This window comes from Bacillus sp. MHSD_36 (genome assembly GCF_030757775.1).
GTDB lineage: Bacteria > Bacillota > Bacilli > Bacillales > Bacillaceae_G > Bacillus_A.
In genome coordinates, this window is record NZ_JAVBIS010000001.1 from 179,442 (window position 1) to 199,674 (window position 20,233).

Here is a 20,233-nt window from a genome sequence, read left to right on the forward strand (position 1 = left end):
AAGGCGTGTTTTTTATTTGTATGATAAAATATGTTAGAAAATTGAGAAAGAAGGTGGCGGTTTGAAAATTAAACATCTTAATTTAACAGTTTCAGATGTAGCAGCTACTAGAGAGTTTTTAGAAAAATATTTTGGTTTAACTTGTAGCGGGGCAAGGGGAAATGGCTTTGCGGTTATGCGTGATAATGATGGGTTTACATTAACGTTAATGAAAGGAAAAGACGTACATTATCCAAAAACATTTCATGTAGGATTTCCACAAGAAAATAATGAACAAGTAGATAAGATAAATGAAAGATTGAAGGAAGATGGATTTTTGGTTGAGGATCCTAAACGTGCACATGCGTATACATTTTACGTGGAAGCACCTGGTGGATTTACAATAGAAGTGATGTGTTAATTCAAAATCAAACTTTTTGTTATTTGTTTTCAATATGAAAAGTAGGAAAAGTCTGTTTGAAGTGTAGAGCTTAAACAGGCTTTTTTTACTTATAGTATCGGATAGAAAATGCTAGAAGGGATCATATTCAGTATGTATAACTGTTTACATAATAAAGTTATGCTGAGTTAGTTGTCCTAAAATACAAGTCATATATCTTGTATCCTCTCATAAATTTAAACATAGGAATTTGTCTACAAAGGTGGCGAAGCCTCATCATGAAAATTCGAATTTGTGCCACATTCATGTTGTTTCTATTTATATGGTTACATCCTTTTTGGACTTTTGCAAAAGGAGAGGAGGCAAAGGAAAGGGTCGTTTCACTTGTATATGATGATTCGGGCAGCATGAGAAATAACGATCGCTGGAAATATGCCAATTACGCTTTGCAAAGTTTAGTTGCGCTATTAGATGAAAAAGATAAATTTTCTTATGTTCCAATGAGCAAGCCGAATGATTCATTAAACATTTCGTTAACAAAGGATAAGAGACAAACAGAAATTGAGGGAATTGGAGCATGGAAAACGTATTTAAATACTCCGTTTAGCGCAGTAGAAACGGCGATGCAATCTATAAAAAAGGAAGCAGATATAGATGGGAAACGTGAATTTTGGCTTATTGTCTTAACTGACGGGGCATTTAATGATTTAGAGAAAGATAAGGTTGGCGGAAAAGAACAAATTTTGCAGAAGTTAGCACAGTTTAAGAAGGATATGGATGCAAAAAAGATATCGTTACATCCAATTTTAATTACGATGGAAGAGGATTTAGGACAGCAAGAAAAGGTACAACTAAATACGTTTAAAGAAATATGGAAGAAAGAGATAAATGGAGTTACGATGCCGTCTAGTGGAGAGGATGGTATTGTAAAAAGCGTCAATCAAGTGGCAGCATTAGTTGCAAATCGTGATCCGTTCTCTTCAGTTGAATCGATTGTAAAAACGAAAGTAGTAGGGAAGAAAGTAGAGATTACAACACCATTTCCGTTAAAGCGTATGACGCTTGTACGACAATCGCCTTCTTTGTCTAATTACCAAGTCACACAAATCTCTAAACCGTTACAATTACAATCTTCTTATTCCATACATGCACCAGGAGAAGCGAAATTATTCGGAAATATAGTTCATATCAGTACGGAAAATCAGGAAGTTATTAAACCAGGAACGTATACGATAGAGGTGGATCGAGATATTGAGAAAGAAGGATTACAGGTACTAGTTGAACCGGCACTTAACTATACCGTTTCTACTTATGACAAAGAGGATAGTAGTCAAAAAAATGTGGAAGAAATGTACGAAGGTGTTACTGCTGTTATTGAAGCGAAGCCTACGGAATTACCAATTCAATCTTCATATTTTCAGGCAGAAGTAGAAATAGACGGAGAACAGTACCCGATGAAGTGGGACGATAAAAAACATGTATTTTACTACGAAATGAAGGTTGATAAAGGACTAGTGCGTGGGAAAGTTCATATGAACATAAAGGGTTTTTATAGACAGACGAAAGAATTTAAAATCGAAGTAACGGAAAAACCAAAATTATCACTACAAACGATTACGAAAGATTATGAAGAAAAAGTAACAAATTTAGAGAATAGTAAACCGTTTATTATACAACCACAGTTAGATGGTAAGCCGATGACAGAAGAGGCTGTAAAGAAACTATTAAAATCTACTGGTGTCACATCTAAACAATCAATCAACTATGAAATAAAACAACATGGTAATCAAATTTATATTTATCCGCGCCCTCATTACTCCGACACATTCAATTTCACAGATACCGGCACCGTAGAAGCTACCATCGTAGTACAAGATTCAAAATTACAAGAAGTAAAGAAAAAAATATCACTTCATATTCAAAATGCACCGTTTTATGAAAAATATGCGCTTATTTTTAAGTTTGTTATTCCTATCACTTTATTACTGTTAATAGTAGGGATAATCGTTTTAGGATGGATTGTCCGTCCAAGATTTCATCGGAAAGCATTATTATATTACGAATGGGATCAAGAAGTAGCGAAAGATTGGTTATATCAATCTGAGCCAGAATTACTTAAAAATAAATGGTGGAAACATTATTTTGGCATTCCGTTTAGAGCGGAAAGGAAGACAGTACAATCTGTTACGTTTATAGCAAAGAAAGGATCGAAATCGATATTTGTAGCGAAAGAGTCACAAGTAGTAGGAATGATTATTGATGGGATGTTTATAACAGAGGATGAGGTTGGAATGGAACATAAGACGCTGTATCCAAATGAACTTTTAGTAATTGATAGAGGATACGGTAAAGAAATTTATCGGTACGAGTGTGAATAGTAGATAGGGTGAAGAGGGAGGATTTTTGCTTTCTCTCCCTCCTTTTTTCAAACAAGCAAGAATAGGAAGGTGGTTCACATGACGTTACAAGTTCCAACAATATTAATTGGTTTAGGTGGAATCGGTAGTACTGTGACACATCAAATATATGAAAGGCTGCCTGAGGAACGTCGAAAAAAGGTAGCAATGCATGTATTTGATACAGATGTGAATACATTGAGTAAATTTGATCATATTCGAAAGTTTAAGACGCAAACGAGTTCGAGTAAAACGCCAAGAGAGTATATTGCGGGAGATCCAACGATTCCAGAGTGGTTTCCAATGGACCCGACTATACTTGATAAACCACTGACAGAAGGGGCAGGACAGTTACGTGTTATTTCCCGTTTAGCGTTACGTGCTGCGATGAAAGAAGATAAATTGACGTCCTTTTGGCAAGAAATTGAGAAAATTTTTCCGGTTACAAGCGATCAAACGGAATATGGAGTGCGTGTCATTATCGTAACATCACTAGCGGGCGGAACAGGTTCAGGGATGTTTCTACAAATTGCACTATATTTACGTGAAATGCTTCGGAAAAAACTGCAACATCACAACATTTTAATACGTGGTGCGTTTCTAATGCCGGACGTGTTAGTGAAGACTAGAACCGTTAGTGCGAAAGAGTTTGAAACGGTGCAAGCAAACGGCTATGCCTCGTTAAAAGAATTGCATGCCATTACACTCGGCTCTACTGGAGAATTATCAAAGCGCGGTGGCGTGACGATTGAATTAGAATATCGTCCTGATCAAGTAGATGAAGATGGAAGAACGAATCATACGATTAAACAACATCATTTACCATACAATTATTGTTTTTTATACGATTACGAAAACCTACACGGACACCATCTGCACAATTTATCAGATTATATGGAGCAAATGGCAAATACAATTTATTTACAGTTATTTAGTCCGATGTCTGCAAACCATTTTGCACAGGAAGATAATCAAATTCAGCAATTAGCAGAATCGAGCGGGAAAGGGCGGTATTGCGGGGCAGGAACGGCAAAAATTATTTATCCGTATGAGCACGTGTTAAAATATTGTGCTTTAAAATGGGCTGTGCAAGGTTTAGATGAATCGTGGCTTCATTTAGATCAACTGTTTCAAGAGAAGAAACAAAGATACGATCAAGATGTAAAACGTGGTATGCAGCGTGAAAAGCCAGAGCGCGGGAAAAGTTATTTAGAAGACTTAGAACATCTTGCTACTCGCCCAGAGCAGGCTCATATTTTCTATAGACAAATGTACAATGAGACGCGTGAAGGAGCAGAAGGCGGTAAGGTTGGCGTTGCGAAATCTAAACTGTTTTTAGAGGCTGTAGAAAGCTATGTACAGCGTACGGTGCAAAAAGATGAGGAATTAAATCGTCTACAGCATGAGTGTAAAATTTCAGCTGCGAAATTGAAAATGATGGAACAAATGAAAGGTGAAGTAGCAAGGGTGGATCATGCGGTTCGTTTATATGCGTATGCGATTCCGAGCCGTGTACATGAACATGTAACGACACTTTTATATGACATGATTGAATCAGACCGTTTTTCACCAAGTGGCTCTGAGGGACAGTCCTATCAATTAAATACATGGTTTTTAAAGAAAACAGATCCTGTTCATCCAGTATCAGCTCGTTTTATGTTGTATGAAATTCGAAAGCAGTTAGTCGAGAAAATGAATCGACTACATGAAAATAATGAACAAAAACGCAATTTAATTCAAAACTACGATAAGAAATTTAATGTGAGTAATATTGATGGAACGGTAACAGCTGTGCGCCGAGTAGAAATCGCGCAGCAACAAGGCTGGTTTGGAAAAATGATTAATAATCAGCAGCGTTTGTTTAAAAAAGAATTTGAAGATATTGTAACGCAGTACGTACACAAATTAAACGAGTATCGTAAAGAAATGCTATTAGAACTCGTTTATCAATCGCTATATCAAGCGGTTAATAAAATGATTCAATATTGGGAAAGATTTTTTGATAATTTACACGAAACACGTGAAAATTTATTGTTTGAAATTCAAAAACGAAGCAAGGAATTTGAAGGGAAAACAAACCCAACGAATGTATACGTATTAGCGGAAGAGAAGTTGCAAGAAAAGATATGGCAAGATATGCAGCAACATTTAAATTTAGGGGTATTACCGAAAGATATATCTGCAGAAATTTATATGAGTTTATACGGGGAATATTGCCGGGATGCGAAAACGGAGGAGATTCAATCCAAAAAGGTAGAAGACTTTTATCGTGAGCACATACTAAGTTATTGCTACGATGAATTACAAATACGCTATCGCGATAAATTAGAGTTGAATATCGTTGAAGCACTAAGAAAAGAAGCGGATTATAAGAAGCGTGATCGTGATGAATATGTCCGTGAAAAAATTGAAGACTTGTTCCATTTAGCAAGTCCATTCGTGCCGAAAGTTTCACATCATAGGGAATTACAATATTGGGGTATACATCCATCTTTAAAGAAAGAACTGCAAGAGGAATTAATTCAAGAAATGTTTAAAGAAAAGGATACAGTACATGAAGCTTTCTCGCCATTTGAAGTCATTTGCTATCGTGCACATTACGGTTTATCGTTGCAAGACTTTCCTAAGCTTTCGTCTGGACATATTGCAAATGGATTTATGAATGATAAAGGTGATTATTTTCAGTCGTACTATCGCCGTGTAAACAAGTTGAATAGTAAAAAATCTAGTTTAACGCCGCATTTAGATAAGTATTGGCACTTACCAGCATTTATGCCAGACTTAAATGCAACGCAAACGAAGTTAGATTATGATAAATGTAATCGTGCTCTACTATACGCGTATATGTATCGATGGATTAGTTTAGTTGCTGTTGATGGCCAGTTTGTATATCAATATAACGGCGTTGGACGTAGCTTTTTAATTCAATCAATGGGGAAAAATATTTCAAGTGAAAGTTATAAATTACACAGAGCGTTGCTTCATAATCCGTTTATTTATGAAAACATCTTGTCCAGATTTGAAGAAGAACAAGAAAAGGCGATGATACAAGGTGGACATTTATATACACATCCGTTTGTATTAGGCGCTCAAGATATTAGATGGCTTCGTAAAGAGCATGTCCATAATATATTAGATATGATTTTAATGTATGACCGTGAAGCGAAATATGACCCAACATTAGAAGAAACTTCTGATGAATTACTAAGGCTATTCCTTGATGAAATTGAGTTATATTTCCAAAATTATTACGGTACAGGTGCCGATATGGTTGCAAAGAAAGAGAAAGAGATGTTTATTAAACAATTGTGGGATCGTTCGTACGCGAAAGGATATGTAGATCCAAATAGTGCTCCTTATAAAAAGTGGCAAAATTTATTAAGCGTTCATGATGAAGAGGAAACGTCAAAAACGAATGTATAATGAATGAATAGGGAATCCTTAAAAGTGGCAATACAACTTTAGAAAAGAGGGATTCCGATGCCATTTTTAGGAAGTGTGTATCAAATATTTGGATTGTATCCAGAAATTTATTATGGAATGATTTCAGCTGAACTTGCAGAGCAGCAAAGATTGGAAGAAGTGGAAAACGAAGAACAAGAGACAGAAGTGTAACTGTATAAGAAGCTTCAAAATAAAAATGATAACACGCTATTTACTCTTTAAACGTATAAGAGTCAGTAGCGTGTTTTTTACTATTTAATAATCCCGTTTTCTAAAATTTTAATAGTAGGAGTTATTTTCACATTAGCTTTTGAAAAGGCGCTCGGCCAATCATCTTCAACTGTTTTCCATCTCTTATATTGAAACGCTCTTGCATAATCACCAAATCCGAATGGATCAAGTTGTTGTTTTTGAATTTTATGGATTAAATCGTTCAGGTCTTTGTTTAGTTGTTTTGTAATAAGAGAAGTTAATTTCTTTCTATCTTTGTCTATATCCATGTTGAATGTAAGTTCAGATACAGCAATTTTTAAATCCATTTTAACATTAAATTTGAAGTGGTTATTGCTATAGTGTGTATGGATATCACGATTTATGCTCAGAACATTGATTGTTACGAAATCGCCGCCATCGGTATCTTTTAAATCACTATTACTTTCAACTGAAGTAGAAGGGATTTTCAATGTAAGCGAAACTGGTATATTTGCTTTCTTTTGTAACATAAGAAGAAGAGCACTTTCATATCGATTTAAAGACATTTTATAAATTCCGCGAGAAGTTAATAGTGCAGAGCCAGTAACAATCACATCTTTTTTTCCTTTTTTTATTTCTGAGATAGCAGGTGTTATACCTTTATTAAACGTTTGCCTATGAAATTCATGGAATGTCGTAAACGCGGTTCGATTGTATAGTTTGTTCGTATTAATTAAATCTGTTAAATACTCGGGAAGGGCAGGCTTATCTTTAAAGTTATTATATATAACGGAAGAAATTGGACCATCAACTGCAACCATACGCATATTTCCTGTGTTTTTAGGGTCGCGATACCAAACATCAAGGTAAGGCATAGCTCCTTCTTGTTTTAAAAACTTCGTGCTAAATAAAATGAGTTGTAACTTTTCTGTAGATACTAAACCGCTACTTGAGCTATTAAACGTTGCTTTTGCTTCTCGAGGTGTATGTACTATTGCTTCATGAGTTTCGAACTTTTTTTCTACATCTTCATTAAAAATAGGGTTTACGTGGTACACCATTAATTTTCCTTTTGCTTTTGCATCAAAACCATAAATTAATGAAATAGATTGTTTTTCTAAGTCGAGTCGATCTCCACAGCCTGTTAAAAATGTTATGAGAAAGCAAAATATAATGAAAGGAATAAAGCGTCTCATTTAAATTTTTCTCCTTTTCCAATGCTGATAAAGTGTCATGTATAACAGAAATATGACCGGGAATAGAAAAACGATAAAATAACTTGCAGTTCCCCAAAATTCTCGCAACGCACTTATTTGATAAGAGGAAGGGATATAAAAGAATAGAATGAAAGTACACCCGAATACTAAAAACCAAATAGGTAATGAACTCCCTTTTTTGTTAAGTAATTGATTGATTCCATCTGAAGCAGTAAAAATATAAGGAATGCAAGAATCAAAAATGATAAAGAGATAAAATGACAAAAAGATAATTTCAAATCGTTCCAGAAAAGAAAAGTGAAATGGTGTAACGAGAGAAAGGGTAGGCCATAAAAACTTAGTTATACCATCTGGGCTAAAATAAAGGAAAGAAACGAACGTCACTTGCAGGTAAACGAATAAAGTAATCATATTTGCAATAACGATCCCTTTTTTTGCAGATGATTTATTACTGAGATAAGGATAAAGGACGAATGCAAACTCAAATCCGAGAAAGGCAATAATAGTTGTTTTTACTGTGTTGAAAACTGGTGTCCATCCCTCTTTAAGGAGAGGAAGAAGATAGACCCAATGCCCATCTTTAAGTGGGATAAATAATAGTAATGGCATCCAGAGTGTAAATAAGACAGTAAAAACAGCATAGCGGCTAATAATAAGAACACCTTTACATGCGAGCATAACCATTGGAATAGATAGTAACATCATAATTAAAAACATCGGGGATCTAGGTAAAATCCATATGTGAATAACGTATAAGAGGGAAAAAATTAAGGAAACAGTTGCAAGAACAGCATATAAAATCCAAAAAATCATTCCTACTCTTCCTAACCATTTCCCAAGATAACGAGTTAGCACATCGAGTAAATGATAACCGGGATGTTTTTCCATGATTTTTACAATACATAGACTGACTAAAGTAGTGATAGCGCATCCTATAATAATAGATATCCAGCCATCTGTATTCGCCCCTTGTGCTACTTCACGTGGCAGTGTAAGTACACCGAATCCTACTTGAACACCACTAATCGTTAAAATGTATTGAAATAAACTAATCTCCCTCTTTGCACGCTTTGTCACTCATCTTCCTCCTTTTCTTCTATATCCGGTTGTCGATTTTCTTGTTTTAAGTTAAGGGATAGTGGTCGTTTCTTCATCAGTTTCCATGGTAAACGTACAAGAATGTCTTTTAAATCCGACGCAAATGACGGAGAAAAAGGACTACCGTAAGGAACACCAAGTGATTCCATAGAAAGAATATGGATGATGATGACTGCCATCCCAACCATAATTCCAATGACTCCAAATAAAGAAGCGATTATCATCATTGGAAAGCGAAGAATCCGAACTCCTGCTGACATTTCTAGGTTGGGGATAATAAAAGAAGCGACTGCGGTAATAGATACGACAATAACCATAACATTACTTACGATTCCTGCTTGAACTGCAGCTTGTCCAATGACAATCCCTCCTACGACGCCAATTGTTTGTCCGACGGGACCGGGAAGTCGAACTGCAGCTTCGCGTAGCATTTCAAGTACTAATTCCATCAAAAGTGCTTCTAATATAGGCGGGAAAGGAATTTTTGCTCGAGATTCTCCAATTGTTAACAATAATTTAAGTGGAATCACTTCATAATGGAAGGAAATCATAGCAATATAAAGAGCTGGAGCAAATATTGCAATAAATAATCCGGTGAAACGAAGTAATCGTATGAAAGATGGAATGATTGGTCTAAAGCTGTAATCATCTATTGTTTGAAAAAAAGATGAAAAGGTCATAGGTCCAATTAATACGCCTGGTGAGCGATCCACAACAATAGCGATTCGCCCGTTCAAAATGTGATGGGCCGTTGTGTCAGGGCGTTCGGTGATAGATAATTGCGGAAAGAGAGTATAGGAATTATCTTCAACAAACCCTTCTAATTCTCCAGTAGTAAGAATGGCATCTACTTTGATTGATTTGATGCGGCATGCCATTTCTTGTACGACATCTTCGTTTGCAATGTCTGCTAAATAAAGCAAAAAAACTTTTGAAGTAGCTCGTTCACCAACAGTGAATTCCTTCACCTTCAATTCGCGATTTGGGATATATCTACGAATAAGTGCAAGACTGTCACTCGCGACCTCATTAAATCCTTCGTGAGAGCTTTTTATGGAAGTTTCTGTTGTAGGCTCTTCAATACTTCGTTTTGGCGCCGCTTGTGTATCAAGTTCTAACGCTGTAAGCTGTCCGTTTATAAATAAAATGCTTTTACCATGTAAAAGGGACTGTTCAATGTCTGACCATTGCTGAACTTTTTTTACATTTCCGATTGTAACGGAAGATTCCCAAAAATTATCTTCATTCCACTCTTTAAATAGGAGTGGGCGAAGAATATCGATGTTAATAACGGTTTTGTCTACAAGTCCTTCCATATATATAAGGGCAGCTTCCTTTCCGTTTTTTAACGGAAAGGTTCGTGTAATTAATTCTGGAATACCACTAAACAGCTTGGACAAGTGCTTTAGATTGAGGGAAAGAGAAGAAGAGATAGATTTATTTAATAGGTGATCAGCTTGCTCTTGTGCAGAAAAAGATTTTTCACCACGTATCCATTTATTAAAAGACCCCATTTGTTCGCTTACTCCTTGCTATGTATTATCCCACTTTAATGGGCAGTAAGACCCCCATCTCAAAATACAGCGAAAGCAAAGAATTTAGGTGGGGGATCAACTGCCCATAAAAGTCCGATTGGTGAGGGCTGATAATCAGTGGGGGATGAAGAAAACCCCCACTGATTAAAGTTTCACTTTATATGGGTTATTATGGATGGTTCTATGCGGACATATGCGTAGTTTAAATTTTATATTGTATATTTTTAACTTTAACGCTATAATTATAGTGTTAAAGATGGAATCGTGATATGACCTGTTATGAATCTATCGTTTTATTTATGAATAAATGGATTGGTATTTTAGCAAGATGTGCTAATAAACTACTCCACCATGATAATAACGTGCCGAAATGTGGTGCGTATATTTTCGTGGTGGAGTTTTTTTATTCTCAAAAAGGGGGAAAGACCATGAATAACAACATGGTTCATATTACAATTGACGGAAAAAAGTATACAGCAGAGCCCGGTTCAACGATATTGGGTGTGATTAATGAGAACGGGATTGAACATCCGCAAATTTGTTACGTGCCAGAAGTAGATCCTATTCAAACATGTGACACTTGTATTGTAGAAGTTGACGGAAAGTTAATGCGCTCTTGTTCGGCAGTAGTGACAGAAGGTATGAATATTGAACGTAATTCTGTCCGTGCAAAAGAAGCACAAACAGAGGCGATGGATCGGTTATTAGAAAATCATTTACTATACTGTACAGTATGTGACAACAACAATGGGAACTGTAAATTGCATAATACAGCAGAATTAATGGAAATCGAACATCAAAAATATCCTTATGAACCGAAAGTAGATGTAAGTGAAGTGGATATGACGCATCCGTTTTATCGCTATGACCCTAATCAATGTATTGCATGTGGTCAATGCGTCGAGGTGTGTCAAAACTTACAAGTAAATGAAACGTTATCAATAGACTGGGAAGCAGAACGCCCACGAGTTATTTGGGATGAAGGAGTAAATATTAATGATTCTTCCTGCGTGAGCTGTGGTCAATGTGTAACGATTTGCCCTTGTAACGCTTTAATGGAAAAAACGATGCTCGGTGAAGCTGGATTTATGACAGGGTTAAAACCAGATATTCTTGAACCGATGGTAGATTTAATTAAAGAGGTTGAGCCTGGATATAGCGGTATTTTTGCGGTATCAGAAGTGGAAGCGGCCATGCGTGACACTCGTACGAAGAAAACGAAAACAGTATGTACATTTTGTGGTGTAGGTTGTTCATTTGAAGTGTGGACGAAAGGGCGTAAAATTCTTAAAGTACAACCTTCTTCTGATGCGCCGGTTAATGCAATTTCTACTTGTGTAAAAGGGAAATTCGGTTGGGACTTCGTAAATTCTAAAGAACGAATTACGAAACCTTTAATTCGTAAAAATGGAACGTTTGTTGAATCTACATGGGAAGAAGCATTGAATGTAGTTGCAAGTAAATTAGGAGCGATTAAAGAAGAGTACGGTAAAGATGCTATCGGTTTTATTTCTTCATCTAAAATTACGAATGAAGATAATTATGTGATTCAAAAATTAGCTCGACAAGTATTTGAAACGAATAATATTGATAACTGCTCACGTTATTGTCAATCACCAGCGACAGACGGATTATTCCGTACAATTGGTATGGGCGGAGATGCTGGAACGATTAAAGATATTGCACAATCTGGTCTTGTTATTATTGTAGGTTGTAATCCGACAGAAGGTCATCCTGTTTTAGCTACACGTATTAAACGTGCACATAAATTACACGGACAAAAATTAATTGTGGCTGATCTTCGTAAAACAGAAATGGCAGAGCGTTCAGATGTCTTTATTAGTCCAAAACAAGGAACAGATCAAGTATGGTTAATGGCTGTTACGAAATATATGATTGATCAAGGCTGGCACGATCAACGATTTATTGATGAGAATGTAAATTTCTTTGAAGATTTCAAAGAGAGCCTTACAGCATATACACTTGAATATGCAGAAGAAATGACTGGTATTTCAAAAGAAACACTGATTCAAATGGCTGAAATGATTCGTGATGCAGATGGTACATGTATCCTTTGGGGAATGGGGGTAACGCAAAATACAGGTGGATCTGATACTTCCGCTGCGATTTCAAACTTACTACTTGCAACAGGTAATTATCGCCGTCCAGGTGCTGGTGCATATCCGCTTCGAGGTCATAATAACGTACAAGGTGCTTGTGATATGGGTACTTTACCAGGATGGCTTCCTGGATATCAGCATGTTACGAACGATATGGAACGTGCGAAATTTGAAATGGCTTACGGAGTGAAAATTAATAGTGAACCAGGTCTTAATAACATTGAAATGCTTCACGCAATTGACGAAGGGAAGATGAAAGCTATGTATCTTGTTGGAGAGGATATGGCTCTTGTAGACTCTAATGCGAACCATGTACATGAAGTGTTATCAAGCCTTGATTTCTTCGTTGTGCAAGATATTTTCCTTTCTAAAACTGCTCAATATGCAGATGTTGTATTACCAGCAGCGCCGTCTCTTGAGAAAGAAGGTACGTTCACAAATACAGAGCGTCGTGTTCAAAGATTGTATCAAGTTCTTCCTACGCTTGGAGATGCGAAGCCAGACTGGTGGATCGTGCAGGAAGTTGCGAATAAATTAGGTGCAAACTGGAATTATAGTCATCCAAGTGAAATTTTTGCTGAAATGGCACGTTTATCACCACTATTCTCGCAAGCAAACTATGAAGTACTTGAAGGATGGAATAGTTTCCATTGGGGAAGTTTTGATGGTACGAATACACCACTACTTTTCCAAGATGGATTTAACTTCCCAGATAAAAAAGCTCGTTTTGCGATTGCTGACTGGGTACGTCCAGCTAAATTCCCGGCCGAGTTCGATCTTCACATTAATAACGGTCGAATGCTTGAGCATTTCCATGAAGGGAATATGACAAATAAATCAACAGGTATTCAAACGAAAGTGCCTGGCGTTTTCGTTGAAGTTTCTCCAGTACTTGCAAAAGAACGTGGAGTAAAAACTGGTTCATTAGTCCGTCTCGTCTCTCCGTTTGGAGCGTTAAAATTACGTGCACTTGTAACAGATCGTGTAAAAGCGAATGAGTTATATTTACCGATGAACTCTACAGATAATGAAACAGCAATTAATTTCTTAACAGGTCCTGCCGTTGATACGCGTACGAACACACCTGCTTATAAACAGACGAAAGTGCGTATGGAAGTGCTGGAAGTTGAGGGTGAAAATCCGATGCCAAAAGCGAATCCGCGTAATAAAAAACGTCATCCTCAATCTGGCATTGAGGTACATCGTAAGTGGGCACGTCCAGGGTATGTGCATTTAACGGATAAGTAGGAGGAGAAAAATATGGCTGCACCTATAAAAATGATTCAAAAACAAGAATTAACTGAGGAAGAAATAAAACAGAAAAAATTAGATGATTTAAAAGAGCTTCTAGCTAATAATGAAGACGCTCTAAATCAAATGTTTAACATAGTAGGGGAATTGAATGATATTGGCGTGTTAGAAGCAGCTAATTCTATGCTAAAGGCGAAAGAGCCAATCGCAAAAATTGTTCTTGGCCAAGTGACTCGTGAGCCTGTTACAAATTTAATTAATAATATGATGGGGGCTGCAGGTGCTTTAACAGAACTTGATCCGGAACTTACGAAAAAGCTTATAGGTAGCTTATTAGTAGGGTTAGAAGAAGGTAATGAACATCTAGAGAGTAATAAAAAAGTAGGGGTATTCGATCTTATGAAAGTATTGAAAGATCCAGACATTAACCGTGCTATCGGATTTGGGCTTCATTTCTTAAAAGGTATGGGTAAAGGGTTAAAAGACGAGTAACCTTCACGAAGTGAATCCTTTCGCCCAAATGTTTGTACGAAATAGTTTGGGCGGAAGGCTCATTTTGGTAAAATATATAATAAAGTAAAATGAGGTTTTTTGGGAGGTATAATTGTATGTCAAAAAAAGTACATGAATTTAATGATATGATTCGAAAACTTCGAAAGGAACTTTTCGGAAAAGGGCCAGAACGAATTCATACTGTTTTTGCTGAAAATATGGCGATTGCGACTCTTTACGGAAACTTAACACCTACTGAGAAATTCATTTCAAGTACGATGGACGGTTCGGAAATGGTTCATATGGCTAGAACGAAAATGATTCAAGAAGTATATGCTGCAAATTCTCGTGAACATTTGGAGGAACTTGTTGGAGCGAAATTAGTGAATTTGTTTTCAGATATGAAAGTAGAAGAAGATATTGCAGTTTCGGTATTTGTTTTTGATAAAAATATAACGTGAGAGAAGGATACTGATCGTGAAGCCGATACAGGTAGAAAGAGAAATCTTTCGTTATGAACAAGGGGCGTTTAAGCGTATAGAGGACAGCATTGTAACAGAGTTTCCAGTCACGATTAAAATGAACGGACAGGAGTTTGTTACAATGGTTAGTACTCCAGAATATATAGAAGATATGGTAATAGGCTTCTTAGCATCTGAAGGAATCATTCGAAAATATGAAGATATTGATGACATATGGGTACAAGAGAAAGAAGGGTTTGTACATGTCACGACGACAAAAGTGAATCCGTATTACGAACAAATGCAGAATAAACGTTATATTACTTCATGCTGTGGCATGAGTAGACAAGGGTTTGTTTTTGCAAATGATGCATTAAGTGCGAAAAAAATGAATGGTGTACATGTACAGGTTGCTGCCAAAGACTGTTTTCGATTAATGAAAGAAATGCAGCAATCTGCAGAGACATTTCATCATACAGGTGGTGTTCATAATGCATCTTTGTGTGATGTGAATGGCGTTATTTTAAGCCGAATGGATATCGGTAGACATAATGCGTTAGATAAAATTTACGGTTATTGCTTAAAAAATAATATTTCTATAAGCGATAAGATCATTGTTTTTAGTGGTCGTATTTCTTCGGAAATATTATTGAAAGTTGCAAAGATTGGTTGTGAAATTATACTTTCAAAATCAGCTCCAACTGAGTTGGCTTTGCAGCTAGCAGAAGAATTAGGTATTACTACGATAGGATTTATTCGGAATGAATCCTTAAATGTATATACGCATCCAGAGCGTATTTTAAATATAAAATAAGTAAAAGCGAGGCAATAAATATGAAATCTGTCACATTAGACAAACTACAACGTCCTTTAAAGGATTTACGTATTTCTGTTACTGATCGCTGTAATTTTCGCTGCCGTTATTGTATGCCGGAAGAAATATTTGGTCCTGATTATTCGTTTTTGTCTAATGATAAAATTTTATCTTTTGATGAGATTGAAAGGATAACACGTATTTTTGTTTCTTTAGGTGTAAGAAAGTTACGAATTACGGGCGGAGAACCGTTACTGCGAAGAGGTCTTCCGCAGCTTATTGAGCGCCTGAATAAAATTGATGGTGTGGAGGATATCGGCTTAACAACCAATGGATCGTTACTGAAAAAGTTTGCTCCTGATTTATATAAGGCGGGTTTACCACGTGTGACAGTTAGTTTAGATTCCTTAGAAGAAGAGCGTTTTTTCTATTTAAACGGCAATAGAAGCAAGGTACAAAGGGTACTAGAAGGAATACAGGCTGCAGCTGAAGTTGGTATGAAAATTAAAATAAACATGGTCGTTCAAAAGGGGGAAAATGAACAGGACATCTTACAGATGGCGCGATACTTTAAGGGAAATAAACATATTCTTCGATTTATTGAGTATATGGACGTTGGAAATTATAACGGTTGGGAGTTAAAAGAGGTCGTATCTAAACAAGAAATAGTAGATGCCATTCATCAAGTTATGCCATTAGAACGGATAGAAGCGAATTATGCAGGTGAGGTTGCAACTCGCTATCGTTATATTGGAAGTGAAGAGGAAATAGGTATTATTTCATCGGTAACCGATTCTTTCTGTTCCTCATGTACGAGAGGTCGTATTTCTGCAGAAGGAAAATTATATACTTGTTTGTTCGCTTCTAAAGGAAATGATTTGAGAGAACTGCTTCGATCTGGATACACTGATGAGGAAATAACAGATATTGTACGTGATATATGGAACAACCGAGAAGATCGTTATTCAGATGAACGTTTAAGTAATACAAGTAAGGAAAGAGCACCTAAAATTGAAATGTCACATATTGGTGGCTGATATATATATAAGTGACGCTATGATGAAGTATATACAAAATGGAAAATGTGCAACGTTTGTAGATTTTCTATTTTATAGTAAAAGTGATGATTGATATCTTTGTAAAAGATGTGCAGAGAAATTAAGCAGCATTCAAAAACCTTTATTTTGAGGAGGCTTTTTGAAGCTGCTTTTTTATTTGGAGAAAATGGAGGAATTAGTAATGGCATTTCATAAACCGGAACAAATTGCTGAGCTTGTAATTGAGGCCGGTGTTCAAAAAGTAAGTCAGACCTTGCCAGCAATGCTTATTCTCGGTTTTTTAGGAGGAGCGTTTATTTCGCTTGGTTTTTTGCTTAACATTCGCGTTTTAGGTAATTTACCTGAACGCTGGGGGAGTTTAGTGAATGTTTTAGGAGGAGCGGTTTTTCCTGTTGGACTCATGCTTGTCGTATTAGCAGGAGGAGAGTTAATTACTGGAAATATGATGTCCCTGTCTATGGCGCTATATGCAAAGAAAATTACATTGGTAAGTGTATTAAATAATTGGGTTTGGATTACTTTCATGAATTTTGTAGGAGCTATTTTCGTAGCGTATTGTTTCGGTCATCTCGGCGGATTAACAGAGGGAGATTATTTAAATAAAACGGTAGCGATAGCAGAAGGGAAATTACATGAATCGTTTGGGAGAACTTTAATTTTAGCGATTGGATGTAATTGGCTCGTTTGTCTGGCGCTTTGGCTGGCTTATGGAACGAGTGATTTTGTCGGGAAAATAATCGGAATCTGGATTCCAATTATGGCATTTGTAGTGATTGGATTTCAACAAGTAGTAGCAAATATGTTTGTCATCTCAGCAGTTATTTTTGCAGGTCATTTGACATGGATGGATCTTGCTAAAAATTTTGTTCCTGTCTTTATCGGAAATGTAATTGGCGGAGCTGGTTTTGTTGGATTTGCGTACTTTGCTTGTTATCAAAAACAACATTCTAATATGAAATAGAGTTCGTGAGAGGAAGGGTATGGAATGGCTGAGCGGTATTCACGACAACATTTGTTTAAACCAATTGGGAGTAGAGGGCAAGAAAAAATTCGAAATAAACATGTGTTAATTGTAGGAGTAGGCGCATTAGGAAGTGCAAGTGCCGAAAGTTTCGTACGTGCAGGTATTGGCAAGTTGACGATCATAGATCGTGATTACGTTGAATGGAGTAATTTACAAAGGCAACAATTGTACTCTGAACAAGATGCAAGAGAGAAATTGCCAAAAGCAATCGCTGCTAAAAATCGGCTAGAAAAACTTAATTCGGAAGTACAAATACATGCTTTCGTAATGGATGCGTGTGTAGAAAACTTGGAAGGGCTATTAGAAAATGTCGATGTAATCATTGATGCAACAGATAATTTCGATATCCGATTTATAATAAATGACTTATCACAAAAGCATAATATCCCGTGGGTATATGGTTCTTGCGTTGGCTCGTACGGTATGAGTTGTACAATTATTCCGCAAGAGACACCGTGTTTACATTGTGTGCTGAAGAACGTTCCAGTTACAGGTGTGACGTGTGATACAGCTGGAATTATTAGCCCGACTGTACAAATCGTCGCAGCATATCAAGTGGCGGAAGCACTCAAAATTTTAGTGGAAGATTTTGCAGCAATTAGAAAAACATTTTTCATGTTTGATATATGGAGTAATCAAAACCATTTTATAAAACTAGGGAAAATCAAGACAGACAATTGCTCTTCATGCGGTTTGAATCGCATTTATCCTTATTTATTATACGAAAATCAAACGAAGGTAGCTGCTTTATGCGGAAGAAATACAGTTCAAATTAGACCAGTAGACAATAGAAAATACAATTTTGATGATATAGAAAAAGTATTAAAAAAAGTGGGGGAAGTAGATCGGAATCCGTATTTACTATCTTGCCAATTAGATGAGTACCGCATCGTTGTTTTTCGGGATGGTCGTGTTTTTATTCATGGCACAAATGATATTTCGAAAGCGAAACAACTATATTATCGCGTATTCGGCTAATAGAAAGGGTTGTCAACAATGGAAAGAAGAGTACCAATCACAGTTGAAGAGGCTGTTCGTAAAGTGATGGGATTTGCTCATAACGGCTTAAAGGAGCTACTACCTATTGAATTAGCTTATGGACGTATATTAGCAAAGGATTTAGTAGCTGACCATGATGTGCCGTCATTTAATCGTTCGCCGTATGACGGATTTGCTATTAGAGCAAAAGATACGGATTTAGCAAGTTATGAAACTCCAATTGTATTTGAAGTAGTGGGTGAAATCGGTGCAGGATCGCTATTCGATGAGAAAGTAGGTCCATTTCAAGCAGTTCGAATTATGACAGGAGCGCAAATTCCGAATGGGTGTGATGCGGTTGTTATGTTAGAGCTAACTCGTCAATATGAGGAGGATGGCAACAAATATATGGAAGTGAAGCGATCATTCAAAACGGGCGACAATATTTCTTTTCAAGGTGAAGATGCTCGTAAAGGCACGGTTCTTGCAAAGAAAGGGTCATACATTCATCCAGGTATTTCAGCTCTTCTTGCTACGTTTGGGTATAGCGAGGTACCGGTGGCTAGAAAGCCTGTAATTGGACTATTAGCGACTGGAAGTGAATTACTGGACGTAAACGATTCATTACAGCCAGGGAAAATCCGAAACAGTAATACGTATATGATATTGTCTCAAATTCGAAGAGCGGGCGGAAGAGTAAAATATTTTGGGAAGTTTAGCGATGATTTTCATACATGTTTCAAAGCTGTAAAAGAAGCGCTTGGCCAAGTAGATATGCTCATTACAACAGGCGGTGTATCAGTAGGGGATTACGATTATTTACCAGCTATATATGAAGAGTTAGGTGCATCTGTTCTTTTCAATAAAGTTGCAATGAGGCCAGGAAGTGTTACGACTGTAGCACAATTAAATGGCAAGTTATTATTTGGTTTATCAGGAAATCCATCTGCTTGTTACGTAGGGTTTGAATTATTTGTAAGACCTTGTATTCGGACGTATATGTTTAGTGAAAAAGCACATGTAAAGAGAGAAAAAGCGTTATTAGGAGAAGACTTTCTAAAGCCAAATCCATTTACAAGATTTGTACGAGCGAAACTGACATATAACGAAGGTCAGTTAATTGCTTGTCCTTCAGGATTTGATAAATCTAGCTCGGTCTCTTCATTAGCAGAATCGAATGTTTTTATCGTATTACCAGGTGGGACAAGAGGATATAAAAAAGATATGTTTGTGGATGTTCTTTTATTGGAAGATAACGAAGGTAGTGAATGGCCTTGGACATTTCGCAAAGTGAGAGGTGGTTCCAATGGGACAAGTGCTATTTGAGATTGTTGATATACCGATTGTAGTTGAAGAAGTAACGAATAAAGTTGCAAGAAGAGAGGCAGGTGCGATTACAACTTTTATTGGTACAGTGAGAGAATTAACAAAAGGAAAACGAACGCTACATTTAGAGTATGAAGCATATAAACCGATGGCAATAAAACAACTTACAAGAATTGGTGAAGAAATAAATGAAAAGTGGCCGGACGCAAAAGTAGCAATTACGCACCGAGTAGGCCGGCTAGAAATAATGGATATTGCGGTAGTCATTGCAGTTTCATCACCGCATCGCAAAGTAGCTTATGAAGCGAATGAATACGCAATTGAACGTATAAAGCGAATCGTCCCAATATGGAAAAAAGAATTTTGGGAAGATGGGACGATGTGGATTGGCGATCAACTTGAAAATACACCCTATCCAGCAGGAAAACCGAAGAAGGAAGAATGAGAA

At 36.7% G+C, this 20,233-nt stretch carries 16 protein-coding genes; 13 read left to right on the plus strand and 3 right to left on the minus strand.

What is annotated here, in order from left to right:
* Positions 1-61 precede the first annotated feature (61 nt).
* The 4 genes from Q9B79_RS00985 to Q9B79_RS01000 all read left to right on the plus strand — a co-directional run bounded on the left by Q9B79_RS00985 (position 62) and on the right by Q9B79_RS01000 (position 6,390).
* Positions 62-400, plus strand: coding sequence for a VOC family protein (locus Q9B79_RS00985; RefSeq protein WP_306182278.1), 339 nt, complete (start codon positions 62-64; stop codon positions 398-400).
* A gap of 257 nt (positions 401-657) precedes the next feature.
* The gene (locus Q9B79_RS00990) at positions 658-2,757 is read left to right on the plus strand and encodes a vWA domain-containing protein (RefSeq protein WP_306182279.1); all 2,100 of its coding nucleotides are present in this window, start codon (positions 658-660) and stop codon (positions 2,755-2,757) included.
* A gap of 78 nt (positions 2,758-2,835) precedes the next feature.
* Positions 2,836-6,198, plus strand: a complete 3,363-nt coding sequence (locus Q9B79_RS00995; RefSeq protein ID WP_306182280.1) for a tubulin-like doman-containing protein — start codon at positions 2,836-2,838, stop codon at positions 6,196-6,198.
* 57 nt (positions 6,199-6,255) lie between these two features.
* Positions 6,256-6,390 carry a hypothetical protein gene (locus tag Q9B79_RS01000; RefSeq protein ID WP_001116177.1) on the plus strand — a complete coding sequence of 45 codons (135 nt, stop codon included), beginning with the start codon at positions 6,256-6,258 and terminating at the stop codon, positions 6,388-6,390.
* Positions 6,391-6,470: 80 nt separating this feature from the next.
* Here Q9B79_RS01000 and Q9B79_RS01005 read toward each other — a convergent pair whose 3' ends face one another.
* Genes Q9B79_RS01005 through Q9B79_RS01015 form a run of 3 tightly spaced genes read right to left on the minus strand, consistent with a single transcriptional unit; the run spans position 6,471 to position 10,240 of the window.
* Entirely contained in the window at positions 6,471-7,607 is a 1,137-nt protein-coding gene (locus Q9B79_RS01005; protein ID WP_306182281.1) for a Ger(x)C family spore germination protein, read from the minus strand.
* A complete protein-coding gene (locus Q9B79_RS01010) occupies positions 7,608-8,705 on the minus strand; it encodes an endospore germination permease (protein ID WP_306182282.1) in 1,098 nt (365 codons plus the stop codon). It abuts the gene before it with no gap.
* Entirely contained in the window at positions 8,702-10,240 is a 1,539-nt protein-coding gene (locus Q9B79_RS01015; protein WP_306182283.1) for a spore germination protein, read from the minus strand. Before Q9B79_RS01015 ends, Q9B79_RS01010 begins: the two co-directional genes overlap by 4 nt.
* A 449-nt stretch (positions 10,241-10,689) precedes the next feature.
* Between Q9B79_RS01015 and fdhF the strand changes: the two genes are divergently transcribed.
* The 9 genes from fdhF to moaE all read left to right on the plus strand — a co-directional run bounded on the left by fdhF (position 10,690) and on the right by moaE (position 20,230).
* Complete coding sequence (gene fdhF, locus Q9B79_RS01020; protein WP_306182284.1) at positions 10,690-13,629, plus strand: formate dehydrogenase subunit alpha; 2,940 nt, start codon at positions 10,690-10,692, stop codon at positions 13,627-13,629.
* Between the two features lie 12 nt (positions 13,630-13,641).
* Positions 13,642-14,124 carry a helical membrane plugin domain-containing protein gene (locus Q9B79_RS01025; protein WP_306182285.1) on the plus strand — a complete coding sequence of 161 codons (483 nt, stop codon included), beginning with the start codon at positions 13,642-13,644 and terminating at the stop codon, positions 14,122-14,124.
* A gap of 116 nt (positions 14,125-14,240) precedes the next feature.
* Positions 14,241-14,585: a Na-translocating system protein MpsC family protein gene (locus tag Q9B79_RS01030; RefSeq protein ID WP_306182286.1), complete on the plus strand. Its 345-nt coding sequence runs from the start codon at positions 14,241-14,243 to the stop codon at positions 14,583-14,585.
* Positions 14,586-14,601: 16 nt separating this feature from the next.
* Complete coding sequence (fdhD, locus tag Q9B79_RS01035) at positions 14,602-15,399, plus strand: formate dehydrogenase accessory sulfurtransferase FdhD (protein ID WP_306182287.1); 798 nt, start codon at positions 14,602-14,604, stop codon at positions 15,397-15,399.
* 20 nt (positions 15,400-15,419) lie between these two features.
* On the plus strand, positions 15,420-16,436 hold the full coding sequence (gene moaA / locus Q9B79_RS01040) for a GTP 3',8-cyclase MoaA (protein WP_306182288.1): 1,017 nt from the start codon (positions 15,420-15,422) through the stop codon (positions 16,434-16,436).
* Positions 16,437-16,638: 202 nt separating this feature from the next.
* The gene (locus tag Q9B79_RS01045; protein ID WP_048562610.1) at positions 16,639-17,418 is read left to right on the plus strand and encodes a formate channel; all 780 of its coding nucleotides are present in this window, start codon (positions 16,639-16,641) and stop codon (positions 17,416-17,418) included.
* Positions 17,419-17,442: 24 nt separating this feature from the next.
* Entirely contained in the window at positions 17,443-18,459 is a 1,017-nt protein-coding gene (locus tag Q9B79_RS01050) for a molybdopterin-synthase adenylyltransferase MoeB (protein ID WP_306182289.1), read from the plus strand.
* Between the two features lie 18 nt (positions 18,460-18,477).
* Entirely contained in the window at positions 18,478-19,785 is a 1,308-nt protein-coding gene (moeA, locus tag Q9B79_RS01055; protein ID WP_306182290.1) for a molybdopterin molybdotransferase MoeA, read from the plus strand.
* Entirely contained in the window at positions 19,766-20,230 is a 465-nt protein-coding gene (gene moaE / locus Q9B79_RS01060; RefSeq protein WP_306182291.1) for a molybdopterin synthase catalytic subunit MoaE, read from the plus strand. The genes moeA and moaE overlap by 20 nt, the downstream gene beginning before the upstream one ends.
* Positions 20,231-20,233: the final 3 nt, after the last annotated feature.